Source organism: Streptomyces sp. XY431, from assembly GCF_001279805.1.
Lineage (GTDB): Bacteria > Actinomycetota > Actinomycetes > Streptomycetales > Streptomycetaceae > Kitasatospora > Kitasatospora purpeofusca.
This window is the reverse complement of the sequence record NZ_LGDO01000488.1, coordinates 35,339-54,395: the sequence shown is the minus strand read 5'-3', so window position 1 is coordinate 54,395 and position 19,057 is coordinate 35,339. Positions and strand designations below refer to the sequence as shown.

19 protein-coding genes are annotated in these 19,057 nt (G+C 72.9%); 10 read left to right on the top strand and 9 right to left on the bottom strand.

Annotated features, from left to right (window positions below; all coding sequences use genetic code 11):
* The coding region (locus ADK60_RS33375; protein ID WP_053650682.1) for a transglycosylase domain-containing protein at positions 1-2,173 on the bottom strand (2,173 nt) is incomplete at its 3' end.
* Between the two features lie 377 nt (positions 2,174-2,550).
* Here ADK60_RS33375 and ADK60_RS33370 point away from each other — a divergent pair.
* From ADK60_RS33370 to ADK60_RS33330, 9 genes are all read left to right on the top strand, one after another.
* Positions 2,551-3,351 (top strand): ABC transporter permease, encoded by an 801-nt coding sequence (locus ADK60_RS33370; protein ID WP_053650688.1) that lies wholly within the window; start codon positions 2,551-2,553, stop codon positions 3,349-3,351.
* A gap of 100 nt (positions 3,352-3,451) precedes the next feature.
* Positions 3,452-4,216 (top strand): ABC transporter permease, encoded by a 765-nt coding sequence (locus ADK60_RS33365; RefSeq protein ID WP_079008905.1) that lies wholly within the window; start codon positions 3,452-3,454, stop codon positions 4,214-4,216.
* A 30-nt stretch (positions 4,217-4,246) separates the two neighbouring features.
* The gene (locus tag ADK60_RS33360; RefSeq protein WP_053650681.1) at positions 4,247-5,206 is read left to right on the top strand and encodes an ABC transporter ATP-binding protein; all 960 of its coding nucleotides are present in this window, start codon (positions 4,247-4,249) and stop codon (positions 5,204-5,206) included.
* Positions 5,207-5,300: 94 nt separating this feature from the next.
* The gene (locus ADK60_RS33355; protein ID WP_159400695.1) at positions 5,301-6,650 is read left to right on the top strand and encodes a glycosyltransferase family 2 protein; all 1,350 of its coding nucleotides are present in this window, start codon (positions 5,301-5,303) and stop codon (positions 6,648-6,650) included.
* On the top strand, positions 6,647-7,963 hold the full coding sequence (locus tag ADK60_RS33350) for a nucleotide sugar dehydrogenase (protein ID WP_053650679.1): 1,317 nt from the start codon (positions 6,647-6,649) through the stop codon (positions 7,961-7,963). The genes ADK60_RS33355 and ADK60_RS33350 overlap by 4 nt, the downstream gene beginning before the upstream one ends.
* Before the next feature lie 151 nt (positions 7,964-8,114).
* Positions 8,115-9,395 carry a DUF445 domain-containing protein gene (locus ADK60_RS33345; RefSeq protein ID WP_234371419.1) on the top strand — a complete coding sequence of 427 codons (1,281 nt, stop codon included), beginning with the start codon at positions 8,115-8,117 and terminating at the stop codon, positions 9,393-9,395.
* Between the two features lie 390 nt (positions 9,396-9,785).
* Positions 9,786-10,850, top strand: a complete 1,065-nt coding sequence (locus ADK60_RS33340; protein ID WP_286185319.1) for an adenosine deaminase — start codon at positions 9,786-9,788, stop codon at positions 10,848-10,850.
* A 235-nt stretch (positions 10,851-11,085) separates the two neighbouring features.
* Positions 11,086-11,652, top strand: a complete 567-nt coding sequence (locus ADK60_RS33335; RefSeq protein ID WP_053650677.1) for a toxin-antitoxin system HicB family antitoxin — start codon at positions 11,086-11,088, stop codon at positions 11,650-11,652.
* Between the two features lie 84 nt (positions 11,653-11,736).
* Positions 11,737-12,573 carry a DUF4097 family beta strand repeat-containing protein gene (locus ADK60_RS33330; RefSeq protein WP_053650676.1) on the top strand — a complete coding sequence of 279 codons (837 nt, stop codon included), beginning with the start codon at positions 11,737-11,739 and terminating at the stop codon, positions 12,571-12,573.
* Between the two features lie 95 nt (positions 12,574-12,668).
* Here the strand turns inward: ADK60_RS33330 and ADK60_RS33325 are convergent, their stop codons facing one another.
* Positions 12,669-13,400, bottom strand: a complete 732-nt coding sequence (locus tag ADK60_RS33325) for a TetR/AcrR family transcriptional regulator (protein WP_045940611.1) — start codon at positions 13,398-13,400, stop codon at positions 12,669-12,671.
* A 157-nt stretch (positions 13,401-13,557) separates the two neighbouring features.
* Here ADK60_RS33325 and ADK60_RS33320 point away from each other — a divergent pair, with 157 nt between their 5' ends.
* Positions 13,558-15,072: an MFS transporter gene (locus ADK60_RS33320; protein WP_053650675.1), complete on the top strand. Its 1,515-nt coding sequence runs from the start codon at positions 13,558-13,560 to the stop codon at positions 15,070-15,072.
* A 126-nt stretch (positions 15,073-15,198) separates the two neighbouring features.
* Here ADK60_RS33320 and ADK60_RS33315 read toward each other — a convergent pair whose 3' ends face one another.
* The 7 genes from ADK60_RS33315 to ADK60_RS33285 form a co-directional block, all read right to left on the bottom strand.
* Complete coding sequence (locus tag ADK60_RS33315) at positions 15,199-15,876, bottom strand: peptidase inhibitor family I36 protein (RefSeq protein ID WP_053650674.1); 678 nt, start codon at positions 15,874-15,876, stop codon at positions 15,199-15,201.
* Between the two features lie 115 nt (positions 15,877-15,991).
* Complete coding sequence (locus ADK60_RS33310) at positions 15,992-17,017, bottom strand: CU044_5270 family protein (protein ID WP_053650673.1); 1,026 nt, start codon at positions 17,015-17,017, stop codon at positions 15,992-15,994.
* Positions 17,014-17,640, bottom strand: coding sequence for an RNA polymerase sigma factor (locus tag ADK60_RS33305; protein ID WP_234326002.1), 627 nt, complete (start codon positions 17,638-17,640; stop codon positions 17,014-17,016). The genes ADK60_RS33310 and ADK60_RS33305 overlap by 4 nt, the downstream gene beginning before the upstream one ends.
* Positions 17,641-17,755: 115 nt before the next feature.
* Positions 17,756-17,941: a DUF397 domain-containing protein gene (locus ADK60_RS33300; protein WP_053650672.1), complete on the bottom strand. Its 186-nt coding sequence runs from the start codon at positions 17,939-17,941 to the stop codon at positions 17,756-17,758.
* A gap of 114 nt (positions 17,942-18,055) precedes the next feature.
* On the bottom strand, positions 18,056-18,241 hold the full coding sequence (locus ADK60_RS33295) for a DUF397 domain-containing protein (RefSeq protein WP_053650671.1): 186 nt from the start codon (positions 18,239-18,241) through the stop codon (positions 18,056-18,058).
* 54 nt (positions 18,242-18,295) lie between these two features.
* Positions 18,296-18,481, bottom strand: a complete 186-nt coding sequence (locus ADK60_RS33290; protein WP_053650670.1) for a DUF397 domain-containing protein — start codon at positions 18,479-18,481, stop codon at positions 18,296-18,298.
* A gap of 3 nt (positions 18,482-18,484) precedes the next feature.
* Positions 18,485-19,000 carry a DUF5753 domain-containing protein gene (locus ADK60_RS33285; protein WP_053650669.1) on the bottom strand — a complete coding sequence of 172 codons (516 nt, stop codon included), beginning with the start codon at positions 18,998-19,000 and terminating at the stop codon, positions 18,485-18,487.
* Positions 19,001-19,057: the final 57 nt, after the last annotated feature.

Sequence of the window (19,057 nt, the reverse complement as noted above, 5' to 3'; positions counted from 1 at the left end):
GGGCCGGGGCGGCGGGGATCGGCGCGCCTCCGGTGCCGCCCGTGCCTCCGGTGCCGCCCGCCGGGGGTGACGGGGCGGTGGTGGCCGACGGGGAGGCCGAGGCCGGCGCGGTGGTGGTCGGGGTGGTGCTCGGGCCGGCGGTGAAGGGCCGGCGGTTGCCCTCGGTGGGCTGGAGGTCGAAGGAGCGGACGACGGTGCCGTCCAGGACGTCGCCCATGTAGCTGGTCCAGATCCGGGTGGGGAAGGCGCCGCCATTGATCCGGGCGTAGCCGGCGGTGCCGGCCAGCGGTTCCTTGGCGTGGGTTTTCGGGTTCTCCCGGAAGAGGCCGACGGTGGTGGCGAGTTCGGGGGTGTAGCCGGCGAACCAGGCGGAGAGGTTGGCGTCGGTGGTGCCGGTCTTGCCGGCGGCGGGGCGTCCGAGGTCGAGGGCGGCGGCGCCGGTGCCGTGCGGGCCGATGACGTCGCGCAGGACGTCGGTGACGGCGTCGGCGGTGCCTCGGTCGAGGGCGGTGGAGCCGGGGTGGTCGGGCAGGTCCGGTACGTCGAGCTGTCCCGGGCCGGGGTTGACCCGCTCCAGCCCGGCGACCGACCAGGGCTGGTGCGCCTCGCCGTGGTTGGCCAGGGCGGCGTAGACGCCGGCCAGGTCGAGGGCACTGGGGGTGGCCGTGCCGAGGGTCATCGAGGTGTTGGCCGGGTCCATGCCGGGCACGTCGGCCGGGATGCCGAGCCGGACGGCGGTCTCCCGGACGTGGGCGAGGCCGGCGTCCACCCCTTCCTGTGCGTACACCGAGTTGACGGATTTGACCATGGCCTGGCGCAGGGTGATGGAGCCGTAGTCGATGTCGTCCTCGTTGGGCGGCGCGTACGGGCTGGGGCCGTCGGTGACGGGGCGTTCGCTGGTGCCGTCGTAGCGGGTCTCGGTGCTGATCGGGAGGCCGTCGGAGCTGCTGCCGCGGTGGGAGCTGAGGCCGGCGGCGAGGTCGATCGGTTTGAAGGTGGAGCCGATCTGGTTGTCCTGGCGCAGTGCGTCGTTGTAGGGCTGTTTGGCGTAGTCGGGGCCGCCGTAGACGGCGACGACGCGGCCGGTGGCGGGTTCGACGGAGGCGCCGGCGACCCGGACGTCGGTGTCGGTGGCGGGCCGGGCGGCGGGGTCGAGTTCGTCGGTGAGTTCCTCGTGGACGGCGCGTGCGAAGGCGTCCTGCTTGTCCTGGTCGAAGGTGGTGGTGATGCGCCAGCCGCCGGCCTTGAGGGTGGCGGAGTCGAGGATGCGGTTGGTGACCAGGTAGTCGTCGGCGACGCCGACCAGGTAGCCGGCCTGGCCGGCCAGGCCGGTGGCGGGCTGCGGGTCGAGGGGGTCGGGGAAGGCGGTGTCGGCGCGTTCGGTGGCGCTGATGAAGCCGAGCTGGACCATGCCGTCGAGGGTGTACTGCCAGCGGGCGAGGGCGCGTTCGCGGTTGGCGGGGGTCGCGGTCTTCACGTCGTAGGCGCTGGGGGCCTGGAGCAGGGCGGCGAGGTAGGCGCTCTGCGGGAGGGTGAGTTCGGAGACGTCGATGCCGTAGTAGGCGCGGGCGGCGCTCTGGATGCCGTAGGCGCCGCGGCCGAAGTAGCTGGTGTTGAGGTAGCCGGCGAGGATCTCGTTCTTGTCGCGCTGCTGGTCGACCTTGAGGGCGATCAGGAGTTCGCGGCCCTTGCGTTCGATGGTCCGGCTCTGGGTGAGGTAGTAGTTCTTGACGTACTGCTGGGTGATGGTGGAGCCGCCCTGCATGCCCTGGCCGGTCAGGGTGTTCCAGCCGGCCCTGACCATGCCCTTCAGGTCGATGCCGCGGTTCTGGTAGAAGGTGCGGTCCTCGGCGGAGACGACGGCCTGCCGGGTGTTGACGGGGATCCGCTCGATGCCGACATCGGTGCGGTTGACGGCTCCGGTGCGGGCGATCTCGGTGACGCCGTCGGCGTAGAGGTAGATGTTGCTCTGGGCGACGGCCTGGGCGTTGGGGTCGGGCAGCGGGACGATGACGTAGAGCACGGCGAAGGCGCCGACGGCGAGCAGCAGGGCGCCGAACACGGTGCCGAGGCAGATCCGCCAGGTGGGCAGCAGCCGCCGCCGGAGCGGCAGGGCGCGGCGCGCCTCGCGGCGGGCGGCCCGTCTGGCACGGCGGGCGGTGCTCAAGGTCATGCCGAGATTATGTGCTATTTGACCGTGAATCAGGTGGCGGGGCGGCGCCGGGCGGTCGGGGGAAAACCGGGTGCGCACCGGGTTGTCCGGCGCTACGGTGAAAGGTGCTAACGACATAGCGCAGCCGGTTCGGGCCTCGGCCCGGTTCAGCTCCGCCCGCCAGTCCGGTACCCCCCGGGTGCGGTGGCCGGGGCCGGTCCGGCATGCGCTCCCGCGGCCAGGGGTCTCCCTGCGCCGCTCTTTGTCGACAAGGAGACAATATGCAGAATGCTGGGCTCCATCCTCCTGATCCCGTCGGCGACACCCCCGCGCCCCCGCGCCCGCCGGGTCCGGCCGCCGCCGTCCCGGGCGGCTTCGCCCCGGACCTCCATGCGGCCCTGCGCCTCTACGCGGCCGTCGCCCGGGGCGCGTTCCGGCGCTTCTCCACCTACCGGGCCGCCAGCCTCGCCGGGGCCTTCACCAACACCGTCTTCGGCTTCATCCTCGCCTCCACCTTCCTCGCCCTCTGGCACGCCCGCCCCGGACTCGGCGGCTACGACGAGGTCACCGCGGTCACCTACATCTGGGTCAGCCAGGGGCTGCTGGTCACCGTCGCCGTCATGGGCGGCGGCTTCCAGGACGACGTCCAGGAGCGCTTCCGCAGCGGGGACATCGCCGTCGACCTCTACCGCCCGGTGGACTTCCAGGGCTGGTGGCTGGCCACCGACCTCGGCCGGGCCGCCTTCCACCTGCTCGCCCGGGGCGTGCCGCCGATGCTGGTCGGCTCCCTGGCCTTCCGCGTCCGGCTGCCCGAACACCCGCTGACCTGGGTGTTCTTCCTGCTCGCCACCCTGCTCGCGGTGGTGGTCAGCTTCGGGGTGCGCTTCCTCGTCTCGCTCACCGGCTTCTGGCTGCAGGACTCCGAGGGCGTGCGCTCGGTGACCCTGGTGGTGTCGATGTTCTTCTCCGGGATGCTGCTGCCGCTCGCGCTCTTCCCCGGCCTGCTCGGCGACCTCGCCCCGCTGCTGCCCTGGGCGGCGCTGGTGAAGGTGCCCACCGACGTCTTCCTGGAGCGCGTCACCGGCTCCGGCCTGCTCGGCGCGCTCGGCTTCCAGCTCGGCTGGGCCGTCGTCCTGCTCGCGGCCGGCCGGCTGGTCCAGCTGCTGGCGACCCGCAAGGTGGTGGTCCAGGGTGGCTGACCAGGCCGTCGTGACCCGGGCGCCCCTCCCCGCCGTCACCCGCGAGTCGCCGGCCGCCCGGGTGGCGTGGGCGGCGCGCTCCTGGTGGCTCGCCGCCGCCATGTGGACCAGGGCGATCATGTCCTACCGGGCGTCGTTCGTGATGATGCTCTGCGCCAACGTCGTGGTGACCTTCCTCGACTTCGCCGTGATCGTCCTGATGTTCCGCCACACCGACACCCTCGGCGGCTGGACCCTGCCCGAACTCGGCTTCCTCTACGGCACCTCGGCGCTGGCCCTCGGCCTGGCGAACCTCTTCGTCGGCTCGATCGACGCCCTGGGCGAGCGGATCCGCACCGGCACGCTGGACATCATGCTGGTCCGGCCCGCGCCCGCACTCGCCCAGCTGTGCGCCGAGCGGTTCTCGCTGCGCCGGCTCGGCCGGCCCGCCCAGGCGGCCGCCGTGCTGCTCTGGTCGCTGACCGCGCTCGACGTCCACTGGACCTGGGACCGGGTGCTGCTGCTGCCGGTCCTGGTGGTCTGCGGCACGCTGATCTTCGCCGCGGTCTTCATCGGCTTCGCCAGCCTCCAGTTCTGGTGGGGCGAGGCCAAGGAGCTCCAGAACTCCTTCACCTACGGCGGCGCCACCGTGCTGCAGTACCCGCCGACCGTCTTCGCCAAGGAACTCGTCGCCGGCACCGTGTTCGGCGTCCCGCTGGCCTTCGTCAACTGGCTGCCGGCGCTGCGGATCCTCGACCGGCCCGACCCGCTGGGCCTGCCCACCGCCTTCCAGTACGCCTCGCCGCTCGCGGCCGCGTTCGCCCTGACCGCCGCCGGCCTGGCCTGGCGGGCCGGGCTGCGCGCCTACCGCGGCGCCGGCGGCTGACCCCCACTCCCCGACACCTGAGGAAGCACCATGGCACTGATCGAACTCGACGACGTCCGCCGCACCTTCACCGTCCGCGCCAAGACCGGCCGGCTGCGGCGGGAGAAGCGCGAGGTGCGCGCCGTCGACGGGCTGACCTTCACCGTCGAGGCCGGCGAGTGCGTCGGCTACATCGGCCCGAACGGCGCCGGCAAGTCCACCACCATCAAGATGCTGACCGGCATCCTCGTCCCCACCGCCGGACGGCTGCGCGTCGCCGGCGTCGACCCGGCCCGGGAACGGGTCGCCCTGGCCCGCCGGATCGGCGTCGTCTTCGGACAGCGCACCACGCTCTGGTGGGACCTCCCGCTGCGCGACTCCTACGAACTCGCCCGCCGGCTCTACCGGATCCCCGACCACCGATATCGCGCCAACCTGGACCGCTGCGTCGACCTGCTCGACCTCGGCGCGCTGCTCGACACGCCCGTCCGCCAGCTCTCGCTCGGCCAGCGGATGCGCGGCGACCTCGCCGCCGCCCTGCTGCACGACCCGCGGGTGCTGTACCTCGACGAGCCGACCATCGGCCTGGACGTGGTCAGCAAGGCCAAGGTGCGGGACTTCCTGCGCGAGGTCAACCGCGACCTCGGCACCACGGTGCTGCTCACCACCCACGACCTCACCGACATCGAGCAGCTGTGCGACCGGGTCATGGTGATCGACCACGGCCGGGTGGTCCACGACGGCGGTCTTGAGGCCCTGCACGCGGCCGGGGACAGCGAGCGGACCCTGGTCGTCGACCTGGCCGGGAGCCACCCGCCGATCGAGGTGCCCGGCGCCCGGGTGGTCCGGGTGGAGGGCCCGCGCCAGTGGCTGGCCTTCCCGGCGCAGGAGAGCGCGGCCCCGGTGGTGGCGGCCGTCGCCGCCCGGTACCCGCTGGTCGACCTCTCGGTGCGGGAGCCGGCGATCGAGGACGTGATCGCCCGGATGTACGCCGAGGTCGCGATCGGCTGAGCCTTCGCCGGGCGGTCGGGGCTCGCTGACCCGGGGCCGGGTGTTCCGTACTCGGCCGGGTGTTCGGTCCGCCTCGCTCGTGCGGGTGGTGGACGTGACCCCACGGCGTGCCGCCGAGTTGACCTTCGGCGACCCGCGCACCGGAGGGCAGCGCCCGATGACCGAACCCGACGTGACCGTGGTGATCGCGGTCTACAACACCATGCCGTACCTGACCGCCTGTCTGGACTCGCTGGTCCGGCAGACCATCGGGCACGCGCGCATGGAGGTGGTCGCGGTCGACGACGGTTCCACGGACGGCGGCGGCGAACTGCTCGACACCTACGCGGCCCGGCACCCCGGGCTGTTCCAGGTCGTCCACCAGGCCAACTCCGGCGGCCCGGCCGCGCCGACCAACCGGGGGCTGGCGCTCGCCCGAGGCCGCTACGTGCTCTTCCTCGGCGCCGACGACTGGCTCGGCGACGAGGCCCTGGCGCGGATGGTCGCCTCCGCCGACGACTGGGGGTCGGACGTCCTGATCCCCAAGCAGGTCGGGGTGAACGGGCGGCTGGTGCCGCAGGGCATCTTCGACGCCACCGCCGCCTCGGTCGGCTTCGAGGACTCCGCACTGGCCTGGGCGCTCGCCGACACCAAGCTGTTCCGGCTCGACCTGCTCCGGCGGCACAACCTGGCGCGCAAGGAGGAGCTGAAGGTCTACTCCGACCAGCCCTTCACCCTCGCCGCCTGCCTGCGGGCCCGCCGGATCTCGGTCCTTGCCGACTACGACCACTACTTCCTGGTGCTGCGCGAGGACCGGGGCAACGTCACCCAGCGGGCCGGCGCGCTGGACCGGGTCCGCGGGGTCGCGGCCGTGCAGTGGGTGGCCGCCGAACTGGCCGCGCCCGGCGGGCAGCTGGACGCCATCAGGGCGCGGCACTTCGGCTGGGAGGTGCCGCAGCTGCTCCAGCAGGGCCTGCTCGCCCTCGACGCCGGGCTGCGGGACCAGGTCTGCGACGGGGTCGGCGAACTCGTCCGGCAGTTCGGCGCCCGCGAGGTGTACCACCGGCTCGCGGTGCCCGACCGGGTCCGGCTGGAGCTGGCCGCCACCGGGCGGTACGAGGAGCTGCGCGAACTGATCGGGTACGAGGCGGAGCACGGCGCACCGCCGGAGGTGTCGGAGACCGGGGCGGACGGGGTCCGGCGGCGGTACGCGGCCTACCCGGTGTTCCGGGACGGCGCGGTCGGGCTCGCGGACGAGCTGTTCCTGCTCGGGGAGGAGCGGGCGGAGGCGCCGGCGGACCCGGGGGCGGGCGGGGAGACCGGGCCGCCGCCGCCCACGCTGGTGCAGCAGCTCTGGCGCGGCGCGGTGCCCGCCCAGGTGCGCCGCCGGCTGCGCGGCTACCCGGTGTGGCGCCGGCTCGCCGACGCGGTGGCCGCCGACGGCCGGAACGGGGGACGGCGATGAGCCCGCTCGACATCTGTGTGGTGGGCCTGGGCAAGCTCGGCCTGCCGCTCGCCGTCCAGTTCGCCGCCAAGGGGCACCGGGTGACCGGCGCCGACGTCGCCCCGCCGGTGGTCGAGGCGGTCAACCAGGGCCGGCCGCCGTTCCCCCGGGAGGCCGGACTGGACGAGGCGCTCAAACAGGTGGTCGCCGAGGGCCGGCTGCGCGCCACCACCGACACCTCGGCCGCCGTCGCCGGGGCCGAGGCGGTCGTCCTGGTCGTCCCGCTGGTCACCGCCGCCGACGGCACGCCCGACTTCACCCTGCTCGACGCCGCCACCGACGCGGTCGCGGCCGGGCTGCGCCGGGGCACGCTGGTCAGCTACGAGACCACCCTGCCGGTGGGCGTCACCCGGGGCCGGTGGGCGCCGCGCCTGGCGGCCGGCTCCGGGCTGACCCCGGGCCGGGACTTCGCGCTGGTCTTCAGCCCGGAGCGGGTCCGCACCGGCCGGGTCTTCGCCGACCTGCGCCGCTACCCCAAGCTGGTGGGCGGGACCGACCCGGCCGCCACCCGGCGCGGCGCCGAGTTCTACCGCGCGGTGCTGGACTTCGACCCGCGGCCCGAACTGGCGGCGCAGGGCCGGCCGAACGGGGTGTGGGAGCTGGAGTCCGCCGAGGCGGCGGAGTTCGCCAAGCTCGCCGAGACCACCTACCGGGACGTCAACATCGCGCTGGCCAACCAGTTCGCCCGGTACGCGGACCGGATCGGGGTGGACTTCGCCGCCGTCGCCGACGCCTGCAACTCGCAGCCGTTCAGCCATCTGCACCGGCCGGGCATCGCGGTCGGCGGGCACTGCATCCCGGTCTACCCGCGGCTCTACCTGTGGAACGACCCCTCGGCGACGGTGGTCCGCGCGGCCCGGGCGGCCAACCTGGAGATGCCGGCCTATGCGGTCGGGGTGCTGGACGGTGCCCTGGAGGGCGGGATCGCCGGGCAGGGCGTGCTGGTGCTCGGTGCCGCGTACCGGGGCGGGGTCAAGGAGACCGCCTACTCGGGGGTGTTCCCGCTGGTGGAGGCGCTGCGGGCGGCGGGCGCCCGGCCGTACGTGGCCGACCCGCTGTACCCGGCGGGGGAACTGACGGCGCTGGGCCTGCCCGCGTACGGGGGCGAGCCGGTGGCGGCGGCGGTGCTGCAGGCGGACCACCCGGAGTACCGGGAGCTGGCCCCGGGCGACCTGCCGGGCGTCAGGGTGCTGCTGGACGGCCGGCGGTGCACCGATCCCGACCGCTGGGCGGGCGTGGCGGGGGTGCGCCGGATCGTGCTCGGGGGCGCCTGAGGTCGGGTGGCCGCCTGCCCGGAGGGGCGGGCGCGGGGCGGGCCTGGGCCGGGCGCGGGGCGGGCGCGGTGGTCGACCGGCGCGCGACCACCGGACGCGCCGTCCGTTCGCGCCGGGCAACGGGCAGACTGGCGGGGGGAGCGACGAAGCCTTGAGCGGGACCGGCCCCGGGATGCGGTTCACCGCGGCCGACGAGGAGAAGAGACGCGGCGTCCGCCGGATGAAGACCATCGCGACCGGCCTGCTGGCCTTCGCGACCCTGGTCTTCGCCCTGGCCACCTGGGCGAAGGCGGCCGGCGCCGGTGCCTGGGCCGGCTATCTGGCGGCCGCCGCCGAGGCCGGCATGGTCGGTGCGCTGGCCGACTGGTTCGCGGTGACCGCGCTGTTCCGGCGCCCCTTCGGCCTGCCCATCCCGCACACCGCGATCATCCCGACCAAGAAGGACTCCTTCGGCCGGTCGCTGGGCGACTTCGTCGGGGAGAACTTCCTCTCCGGCCAGGTGGTGCGCGAACGGCTCGCCGCGCTCGGCATCGCCCGCCGGCTGGGCGAGTGGCTGGCCGCGCCCGGCAGCGCCGAACGGGTCACCAAGGAGGCCTCGGCGGCGCTGCGCGGCGTGCTGGCGGTGCTCCGCGACGACGACGTGCAGGCGGTCGTCGCCGAGGCGGTGACCCGGCGGGCCGCCGCCACCTCGGTCGCCGAGCCGGCCGGCCGGATGCTCGGCAAGGTGGTCGCGGACGGCGGCCACCACGGGGTGGTCGACCTGGTCGCCGTCCGGGCGCACGACTGGCTGGCCGAGAACCACGCCGAGGTGGTCCAGCGGGTCACCCAGAAGACCCCCGGCTGGACCCCGAAGTTCCTCGACCACCAGGTCGGCGAACGGGTCTACAAGGAGCTGATGCGGTTCGTCACCGACATCAGGGACGACCAGGAGCACCCGGCGCGCGGCGCGATCGACAACTTCCTCGCCGACTTCGCCACCGAGCTGCAGACCGACCCGGAGACCATCGCCCGGGTCGAGCGGGCCAAGGGCGAGCTGATCGCCAGGCCCGAGGTGCAGGAGCTCATCGCCTCCACCTGGGCGGCCGTCCGCTCGCTGGTGCTGAACGCCGCCGAGGACGAGGACAGCGAGCTTCGCCGGCGCATCCGCGAGGGCGTGCGGACCTTCGGCGCGCGCCTGGCCACCGACCCCAAGCTCCAGGCCAAGGCGGACGGCTGGCTGCAGGACGCCGCCCAGTACCTGGTCGAGACCTACCGCACCGAGATCACCTCGCTGATCTCCGAGACGGTGGCGGGCTGGGACGCCGACGACGCCTCGCGCAAGATCGAGGCCAACGTCGGCCGGGACCTCCAGTTCATCCGGATCAACGGCACGGTGGTCGGCGCGCTGGCCGGGCTCCTGATCCACTCGCTGGCGGTCGCGTTCGGCGGCTGAGACAGCGGCGGTGTCTCCAACCGAAGCTTGAGACACCACCCGCAACATGGCTCTGACCTGCGAAAACGTCCCCGTCGGGGGTCGGGGACGTGGTGGGACGGCCGAAAACGGTCCGGCGGCCCCGGCGGCGTGCGCCAGAGTGGTCCCAGCAGGTTCCGCGGCACGGTGATCGACCGGGCCGCAGATCCGCCCGCAGGTCGACGACGCGGTGGCGGGCGGGACGGCGGGGACAGCGGGCGGCACGGGGGTGTGCCCGCCGTCCCCACCGCACCGCCCGCCTCTATCCTTGCCAGCACCACCTTGTACGCGCGTAGAAGTACGCGCGGCGCGGCGGCTCGTCGAGGCAGAGGAAGAAAGGGCACCACCGTGGTCCAGCCGGACGGAAGTCGGATCGGAACCCCCAGCAGCACCCCCGCGGAGTCCGCGGACCGCTCCATCGAGGCGTTCATCGCCGCGATGCCGAAGGCGGAACTGCACGTCCACCACGTCGGATCGGCCTCGCCCCGGGTGGTCGCCGAACTGGCCGCCCGGCACGAGGGCCGGACCAGGGTGCCCCTCGACCCGGCGGCCCTCGCCGAGTACTTCACCTTCACCGACTTCGCGCACTTCATCGAGGTCTACCTGAGCGTCGTGGACCTGGTCCGGGACGCCGAGGACGTCCGCGCCCTCACCTACGGCGTGGCCGAGGACATGGCCCGGCAGAACATCCGCTACGCCGAGCTGACCGTCACCCCGTACTCCTCGGTGAGCCGGGGCATCCCCGACGTCGCCTTCATGGAGGCCATCGAGGACGCCCGCCACCGCGCCGAGAAGGAGCTCGGGGTGGTGCTCCGCTGGTGCTTCGACATCCCCGGCGAGGCCGGTCTCGCGGCCGCGGAGGAGACCGCCCGGCTCGCCGTCGACCTGGCGCCCGAGGGTCTGGTCAGCTTCGGCCTCGGCGGCCCGGAGATCGGTGTCCCGCGCCCGCAGTTCAAGCCCTACTTCGACCGGGCGCGGGCGGCCGGCCTGCGCAGTGTCCCGCACGCGGGGGAGACCACCGGGCCGGAGACGGTCTGGGACGCGCTGCGGGTGCTCGGTGCCGAGCGGATCGGCCACGGCACCCAGGCGGTGAAGGACCGGGCGCTGCTCGACCACCTGGGCGAGCACCGGATTCCGCTGGAGGTCTGCCCGACCTCGAACATCGCCACCCGGGCGGTGGAGCGGATCGAGGACCACCCGATCAAGCGGATGGTCGAGGCCGGGCTGCTGGTGACCGTCAACAGCGACGACCCGCCGATGTTCGGCACCGACCTCAACACCGAGTACACGGTGGCGGCGCGGCTGCTCGGCCTGGACGAGGCCGGGGTGGCCGCGCTGGCGAAGAACGCGGTGGAGGCGTCCTTCCTCGATGCCACCGGCAAGGCCCGGCTGGCCGGGGAGATCGACGCCCACCTGACCCGGTGGCGCCAGGTCTGAGCGGCGGCTTCCCGCGGCTCCGGGGCCCCGTCGGCAGGTGCCGGCGGGGCCTTCGGCGTTCCCGGGCGGGGCTTCCGGTGCGGGCGGGCGGGGCCTTCGGTGCGGCCGGTGGGGCTTCCGGTGCGGCCGGGCGGGGCCGTTCGCCGGGGGTGGCACCATTCACTCGTTCGAGTGGCGCCAATAAGTGGCGCCAATTCGCTCGACATGGCGCCATGCGTGTGCCATTCTTCTGGGCATGGACCTCACGCCGTACGTCGACAATCTCCGGCACGAGCTCGCGGTGGCCGCGGGTGCGGGCGGGGACGAAGCGCGCGCTCTGGCCGAGCGCCTGACCCTTCCGCTGGAGTCGGCCGCCCGGCTCACGCTGCTGAACGCACTCTCCGCCGCGATGGGGGAGGTGACCAGGGAGCTGGCCCCCGGATCGGTGGACGTCCGGCTGCGCGGGCTCGACCCGGAGTTCGTGGTCACCGTGCCGCCGGGCGCCGACTCGTTCCACGGACCGGGGCCGTTCCACGAGGCGGGGCCGGCCGGGTCGGGGTCGGTGGCACCGTCGGTGGCGCCACCGGTGGCGCCCTCCGGTGCGGCCGGTGAGGGCGAGGACGGCACCACCGCCCGGATCAACTTCCGGCTCCCCGGCCACCTCAAGGCCCGGGTCGAGGAGGCCGCCGGGCAGGAGGGCCTCTCCGTCAACGCCTGGCTGGTCCGGGCCGTCGCCGCCGCGCTGGAGCCGGCCGCACCCGCCAGGCCCGGGCCGAGGAGCAGCCGCGGGGTCGGCCAGGGCTTCACGGGCTGGGTCCGCTAACCACCGGCCCGGCCCCCCAATCATCCGTCAGTCACCCCTTTCACCTGCGGAAACGCAGCACAGAGCCACTAGGACGGAACAGCCATGCCTTCTTTCGACACCCCGGGCCCGATCCGCGCCACCCTGCGGTTCGACATCGGCTCGGTCCGGATCACGGCCGCCAAGCGCACCGACACCCTGGTCGAGGTCCGCCCGACCGACCCCGGCGCCGCGCTGGACGTCCGGCTCGCCGAGCAGGCCACGGTCTCCTGCGCCGACGGCGCCCTGGTCGTCAAGGTCCCGAAGAAGCGCGGGATCTTCGGGAAGACCGGATCGGTCGACATCACCGTCGAGGTCCCGGCCGGGTCCTCGGTGGACGCCGACGCGCCGATGGGCGACTTCCTGCTGGAGGGCGTCTTCGGCGACTGCTGGATCAAGACCTCGGTCGGCCGGATCCGGATCGACGAGGCGGCGGCCGTCGACCTGCGGAACGAGCTCGGGGACGTCCGGCTGGGGCGGGCCGACGGGGACGCCGAGGTGGCGTCCTCCGGCCGGATAGAGATCGGCACCGTCGGGGGCACGCTGAAGGTCAAGAACCTCAACGGCGAGACCGTCGTCGGGGAGGTCGGCGGCGAGCTGCGGGCCGAGGCGGCCAACGGCGCCGTCACCGTCGGCACCGCGCTGGCCGGGGTCGACCTCCGGTCCGCCAACGGCAGCCTGCGGATCGGCGAACTCGTCCGGGGCCGCGCCGCGCTGGAGACCGCCATCGGCACCGTCGAGGTCGGCATCGCCGAGGGCACCGCCGCCTGGCTCGACGTGCACACCCAGGTCGGCTCGGTCCGGAACGCGCTGGACGCCTCGGGCGCGCCCGGCGGGGGCGGGGAGACCGTCCAGCTCACGGCCCGCACGCAGCTCGGTGACATCGTGATCCGGCGCGCCTGATCCAACCCCGGGCGCGTCCTTCGGACCGCCCGCGGCCGCCCGGACGGGGGGCGGCCGCGGGCTCCCGGGAGCGGGAGACCCGGCGCCGGCGGGGGTCAGCGCGGCAGGCGGAGCGCCAGGCCGTCGAGGATGACCTCCAGGCCGTAGTTGAACTTCTGGTCGCGCAGGGCCTCGGGGTTCACCACGGCGTTGGCCGCGGCGTCGGCGAAGGCGTCGGCGAGGAAGTCGTGCCCGGCCACCGCCTCCGCGGCGGAGGGCATCAACCGGGCGATGAACTCGGCCTCGGTGTCGCCGCTCCTGGCCACCGTGGTGAGGAAGGCGGCCTCGGTGGTGCTCATCCCCAGCACGTAGGAGAGCACGGTGTCGATGGCCCGCGACGGCTCGGGGAAGCCGGCGGTCGCGAAGAGCGCGGCCATCCGCTCGGACACCGTCACCAGGTTGGGGCCCAGGTAGACCAGGCCGGCCTGGCCGATGACCGAGCCCAGCCAGCGGTGGCGCAGCGTGGTGGCCCGGAAGGACTCGCAGGTCAGGGTGACATGGGAGCGCCATTCGGTGGCGTCCGGGTCCGGGACGGGGATCTCGCCGAACACCTCGTCCACCGCGAGCTCGATCAGCTCGTCCTTGGTGGCGACGTGCCGGTAGAGCGAGGTCGCGCCGGCGTTGAGCCGGGCGCCGAGCTTGCGCATGGAGAGCGCCTCGACCCCGTCGGCGTCGAGCATCGCGATCGCCTCGCGGACGATCGTGTCCCGGCTGAGCACGGGCTGTTCGGGCTCCCGCTGCTGCCGGGCCCATACGGACGGGATCGGGTTCGTCGCCTTGGCAGCCACCGCTGGTCCTCCTTGGAATCGGTAACGGAAATCCCTGCGTACACCGTTCGCATCAAGCGTACAGGAATCAGGGTTGCGCACACTGTTCCGCAGTGCGTACAGTGTTCGCATCGACGGTACATCGTACGCATCGGGCGTACTTCGGAGGGGAAAAGACATGGAAGGCCGTAACCCACGGCGTTGGTGGATCCTGCTCGTGCTGTGCCTCAGCACGCTCGTCCTGGTGGTCGACAGCATGGCGCTCACCGTGGCGGTGCCGTCGATGACCGAGGACCTCAAGGCCACCGCGCAGGACACGCAGTGGATCCTCGACTCGTACATCCTGGTCTTCGCCGGCCTGCTGCTGACCTCGGGAAGCCTCGGCGACCGGTTCGGCCGCCGCAAGGTGATGATCGCCGGTCTGCTGCTGTTCGGCGCGGCCTCGCTGGCGGCGACGCTCTGCAGCAACCCCGGTGAGGTCATCGCGAGCCGGGTGGCGATGGGCGTGGGCGGCGCGCTGATCATGCCCTCGACGCTGTCGATCCTCATCACCGTCTTCGACGAGGACGAGCGGGGCAAGGCCATGGCGGCCTGGGGCTCGGTCTCGATGCTCGGCCTGGTCGGCAGCCCGGTGCTGGGCGGCGTGCTGATCGACCACTTCTCCTGGCACTCGATCTTCTTCATCAACGTGCCGGTGGTGGTCGTGGCGATCACGGCCGCGCTGCTCCTGATGCCCGAGTCCAAGGGGCCCTGGCAGAAGCCGGACCCGCTGGGCGCGGTCCTCTCGGCGGTCGGCATGACGGCGCTGATCTGGTGGATCATCGAGATCCCGAAGCACGGCGCGTTCGGCGGCAGCTCGCTGGTCACCCTGCTGGTCGCGGTCGCGGCCCTCGGCGGTTTCGTGGTCTGGGAGAACAAGGTCGCGGAGCCGATGGTGCCGCTGGCGCTCTTCAAGAAGCGCAACTTCAGCGGCGGTTCGCTCTCGCTGACCCTGGTGCAGATCGGCAACGGCGGCCTGCTGCTGGTCCTCACCCAGTACCTGCAGTTCGTGCTGGACTACTCGCCGGTCAAGGCGGGCACGGCCTTCGTGCCGATGGCGGTCGCCGCGCTGATCGGCAACGGCGCCGGCGCCGGGCTGAGCGCCAAGACCGGCCACCGGCCGCTGGTCCTGGTCGGCATGGGCCTGATGGCCGGCTCGTTCGTCCTGCTCAGCACGGTCGACGCGGACACCGGCTTCACCGTCCCGGCGGTGGCACTGGGCCTGCTCGGCCTGGGCGCCGGTCTCGCGATGCCGGCCGCGGTCGGCGCGCTGATGAGCGAGATCCCGGCCGAGAAGGCGGGCGTCGGCTCCGCGCTCAACGACACCATCCAGCAGGCGGGCACCGCGCTCGGCATCGCGATCCTCGGGTCCCTGCTGGCCAGCGGCTACGCCGACAAGATGCCGGCCGGTTCCTCCGAGCAGGCCAAGCAGTCGATCGTCGGCGCGCTGGCCGAGGCCAAGGGCGACCCCGCCGCGGTGCACGCCGCCCGGGAGGCGTTCACCTCGGCGATGTCGACCACCCTCATGGTGAGCGCGGCGGGCGTCCTGGCGGCGGCCCTGGTGGCGGCGCTGGTGCTGCGGAACCGCAAGCCGGGCGCCCCCGCCGAGGCTCCCGGAGCGGCCGAGGAGGACATGGCCGAGCTGGCGGTCTGACGAACACGAGGCACGCGAAAGGCCGGCACCCCGTCACGGGGGGCCGGCCTTCGGCGTACCTCGGCACGCTCGGAGCACGATCCCGGCGCGATCTCAGCGCGCTCCAGTGTGCTCCGGTGCGAGAGGTCAGAGCACGATGTAGTCGGTCTTGTCGTTCCAGCTGCCGCCGTAGGGGTAGCCGAGACCGGTGAGGTTGTAGCAGTTGCCGTTCCACAGGTAGACCGACGGGTCCGGCTGCAGGGTGCGGTCGTCGTAGAGCGTGAGGTCCCCGCCGTTGCGGAACACGCAGGCGGAGCTGGCCCGGTCGCGGAACGACCAGTCGGAGAGGTACTTGGTCCCGGGCTCCGACCAGCGCAGCAGCAGACCGGAGAAGTTGACGTCCTCCCAGAGGCAGGCCCAGCCGGACGGGCAGTCAGCGGTGGACTGCGCCACCTGGCCGCCGGTGGCGGGGGCCGCGGCGCCGGCGGCCTTGGCGGCCTTGACGGCGAGGGCCGCCGCCGGGTCGAGAGTGGTGAGCGCCTGGTCGGCCTCGGCGACACTGTCGTGGCAGTACACCGCACCGCCCTTCACCTCGGTGCAGACGCTGGCGCCGGCCCAGCCGTTGGCCAGGTCGATCTTCTTGCCGCGGTAGGTGGCGATCACCGGCGTGGACGGCGTTGCCTTCGCCGGGCCGGCGGACTGCGGGGCGTCGGCGGACGGGGCCGTCGGAACGGACGGCGCGGGCGTCGCCATGGCCGCCGGGGCCGCGAGCGCGAGCGCGCCGGCGGCAGCGGTGACGACGGCGAGCGTGCGGAAGGAACGCACGGTCAGCTTCTCCCTTGGTGAGTCGTGGCAGGACAGTGCTGCCACGACCCAACGCCGGATCCGCCGTTCGCACAATAGTTCCGACGAGGACCGGACAATGGCTGACCGAATTCGGTCATTGGCTTGATTCTGCGGTCGGGATCGCGACCCCCTCTCCCGGAGCGCCCACGATGCCCTGCGCGACCAGCGCGACGGAGTTCACCTCGTCCCCGGCCCGGCCCCACGGACCGTCCTTCACGAGCACGGCGCGCTTGCCCAGCAGCCGCATCGTCCGCTGGTCGAAGATCCACTCGAACCGGGTGCCGTTGTGCACCCGGGCGACGGCCACCCCGTGGCGCCCGACCGCGTCGACCGCGTCGTCGACGGTCGTCACACCCGGGATCCGGCCCGCCGCCCGGTACAGGGCGGCGGATACCGCGGGCGGCGCGACCGCGTTGCACAGCAGGTCGCCGATGGTGACGAAGGCCTCCTGGTCGGAACCGGTGGTCGAAGCGGACCCGGCGCCGTGGTTGTACCCGGCGTCGGCGTAGATGAGCTTGCTCAGGGCCTCGGGGTCGCTCGGCAGACCGGCCAGCATCCGGTAGGTGGGCGCGTTGAGGGAGACCGGGTCCGGCGCGGGAAGCTGCTGGTCACCGCCGTCCCGGCGCTGGAGGCCCGGCCGGGCGCCGTTCACCGCCGTCCACAGCTCGGTGTTCGTCGTGGTGGTGCTGCGCTGCATCGAACCGTCCGTGGACTCCGCCAGCGCGGTGGTGTGGCCGACGGTCCTGACGTAGGTGTACTGGCTGTCCTGGGCCGAGGGCTGCGGCTGGGTGTAGGCGACCCTGGCGATCCGGTCGAGGAGTTCCACGGACGCGGCGGTGGCGGGCGGCGCCTCCTCCGTGGACGAGGAATCGGGGGCGAGGGTCATCGCCGTGATGGCCGCGGCGGTGGCGACGGCGGTCACCAGGACCAGGCCGCGCCACCGGGTGCTGAGACCGGAGAACGGGCGGGGGCGGGCGAACTCGGTGAGCAGGAAGTCACGGCGGTCGGCCAGCTGGGAGAGCGAGGGTTCCAAGTGGGGCGGCGGGGGGAGCAACCGGGCGAGTTCACGGCGTTCGCAGTGCTCGTCCCACTCGGTGTGGTCGGTGCGTGGGTTGGTCATGGCCGCCTTTCCTGGTGGTGGCCCACGGACTGATGACTGATGGCGAGACCGGCGGGCGTCGACGAGGCGGAGGGGACCCGTGGAGCGGGGGGATCCTCGGCGTCGACGATCCGGCGGAGTTTGTCCCGGACCCGGGAGAGCCGGGAGCGGACGGTGCCGACGGGTATGCCCAGCGCCTGGGCGGCCTCCGCGTAGCCGAGCCCCGACCAGACGACGAGCGTGAAGACCTCACGCTCGGGACCGCCGAGCTGGTCGAGCGCGCGGACGGCGGCCGCGGCCGTATTGGCGTCGGTGATCCGGCCGACCACCTCGTCGGCGAAGTCGGGGATCGGATCACGGCGGGGGAGGCGGGACATCGCGTCACGGTGCCGACGCGCCGTCCGGGCGGTGTTGCGGAGCACATTGGTGGCGATGGCCAGCAGCCATGCCCGGGGGTGCAGCACCTCGTCGCGGAGCTTCTTCCGGAGCCGCCAGGCTTCGAGGAAGGTCAGCGAGACGATGTCGTCCGCGAGGTCGCGGTCCCCGGTCGATCTGTACGCGTGCGCGAAGACCGTGCGAGCGTGCTGATCGTAGAGCTCGGCGAAGATCTGGCGCTCGCCGGCCTGCGTCTGCTTACTGGACAAGGAGGACTCCACGCAGATCTGGTGTCCGCAGGGCGGAGAGGGTTCCAGGGAATCTTGAGGAAGTTGAGAAGGCCGGCACCCCGAGGGGTCGGGGCGCCGGCCCGGAGGCGACGGTTCAGGCGTCGAACTCGCCGTTGCGGATTCCGGCGAGGAGGTCGCGCCACTCGGTGAGGGTCAGCTGGGTCACCTCGGTGGGCCGGAGGCTGCTTCGGAGGTGGACGGTGTCGCCGGTGACGGCCACCTCGGGGCAGTTGCTGGAGTCGGCGCAGCGGCTCGGCCGCTGCCAGGCGAGTTCTTCCACTGGTCCCTCACAGATCCTTCAGGATGCCGGAGATGAAATCACACGACAGATTCTTGGGGAAGCTGAGAAGGCCGGCGCCCCGGGTGGTCGGGGCGCCGGCCCGGAGGCGACGGTTCAGGCGTCGAGCTCGCCGTTGCGGACCCCGGTGATGAGGTCGCGCCACTCGGAGAGCGTCAGTTGGGCGGTGGAGGAGGGGAGGAGGCTGCTCCGGATGTAGACCGTGTCGCCGGTGATGGCTACCTCGGGACAGTTGTTGCCGTCACCGCAGAGGCTTGGCCTCCGCCAGGGGAGTTCTTCCACTGGTTCCTCACAGAAGCTCAGGATGCCGGTGCCCCGAGGCGGAGCACCGGCGACTCAGATGTCGAACTCCCCGTTGCGGATTCCGGCGAGGAGGTCGCGCCACTCCGTAGGGGTCAACTGGGTCACCTCGGCGGGCCGGAGGCTGCTTCGAAGATAGACGGCGGCGTCGGTGACGGCTACCTCCGGGCAGTTGGTGGCGTCGGCGCAGGCCGAGGGCCGGGTCCAGTTCAGCGGTTCCATGGCTCAGATTCCCTTCTTGCTGCGATTGATCAGATCGCACGACTGCTTCGGGGAGAGTGATCGCTCAACCATTCGATCTATGATCTGCCGGTAGTTCTCCACCTGGTTGCGTTCATGGAGGAACACCGGGCCGCCGACCGCATCGAGTTGGACGGCGTCCAGCCGTTGGACCGGTCCCCTGGCATGGACGATTGCCTGCCCCGCGCCTTTGAAGCCGTCTGCCTCGAAGGTGACAACGTGGACGGTCACGTGCGGCAGCTGGGCGAGCTCCAGAACTCTCTCCAACTGCCTTCGGGCCACGTCGGCCCCGCCGAAGCGCATCCGGAGAGCCGCCTCGTGGACCACGGCCGTGTAGGGGTGGGATCCCTGCTCCATGAGGATCTCCGAGCGGCGCAGGCGGTTCTCCACTCGAGATCCCAAGAGGGCTTGAGTCGTCGTGCGGCCGGCGCAATCTCGCATCTCGCGCAGCTCGATACCCAGCCGCTCCTGCCTGACCGTTGGGGTGGCGCGTGGTGGCATGCGACAAGCATCTCCATGGGTGGGAGCCCTCATGCCTTTGCCCGGTGCGCCCCCGCC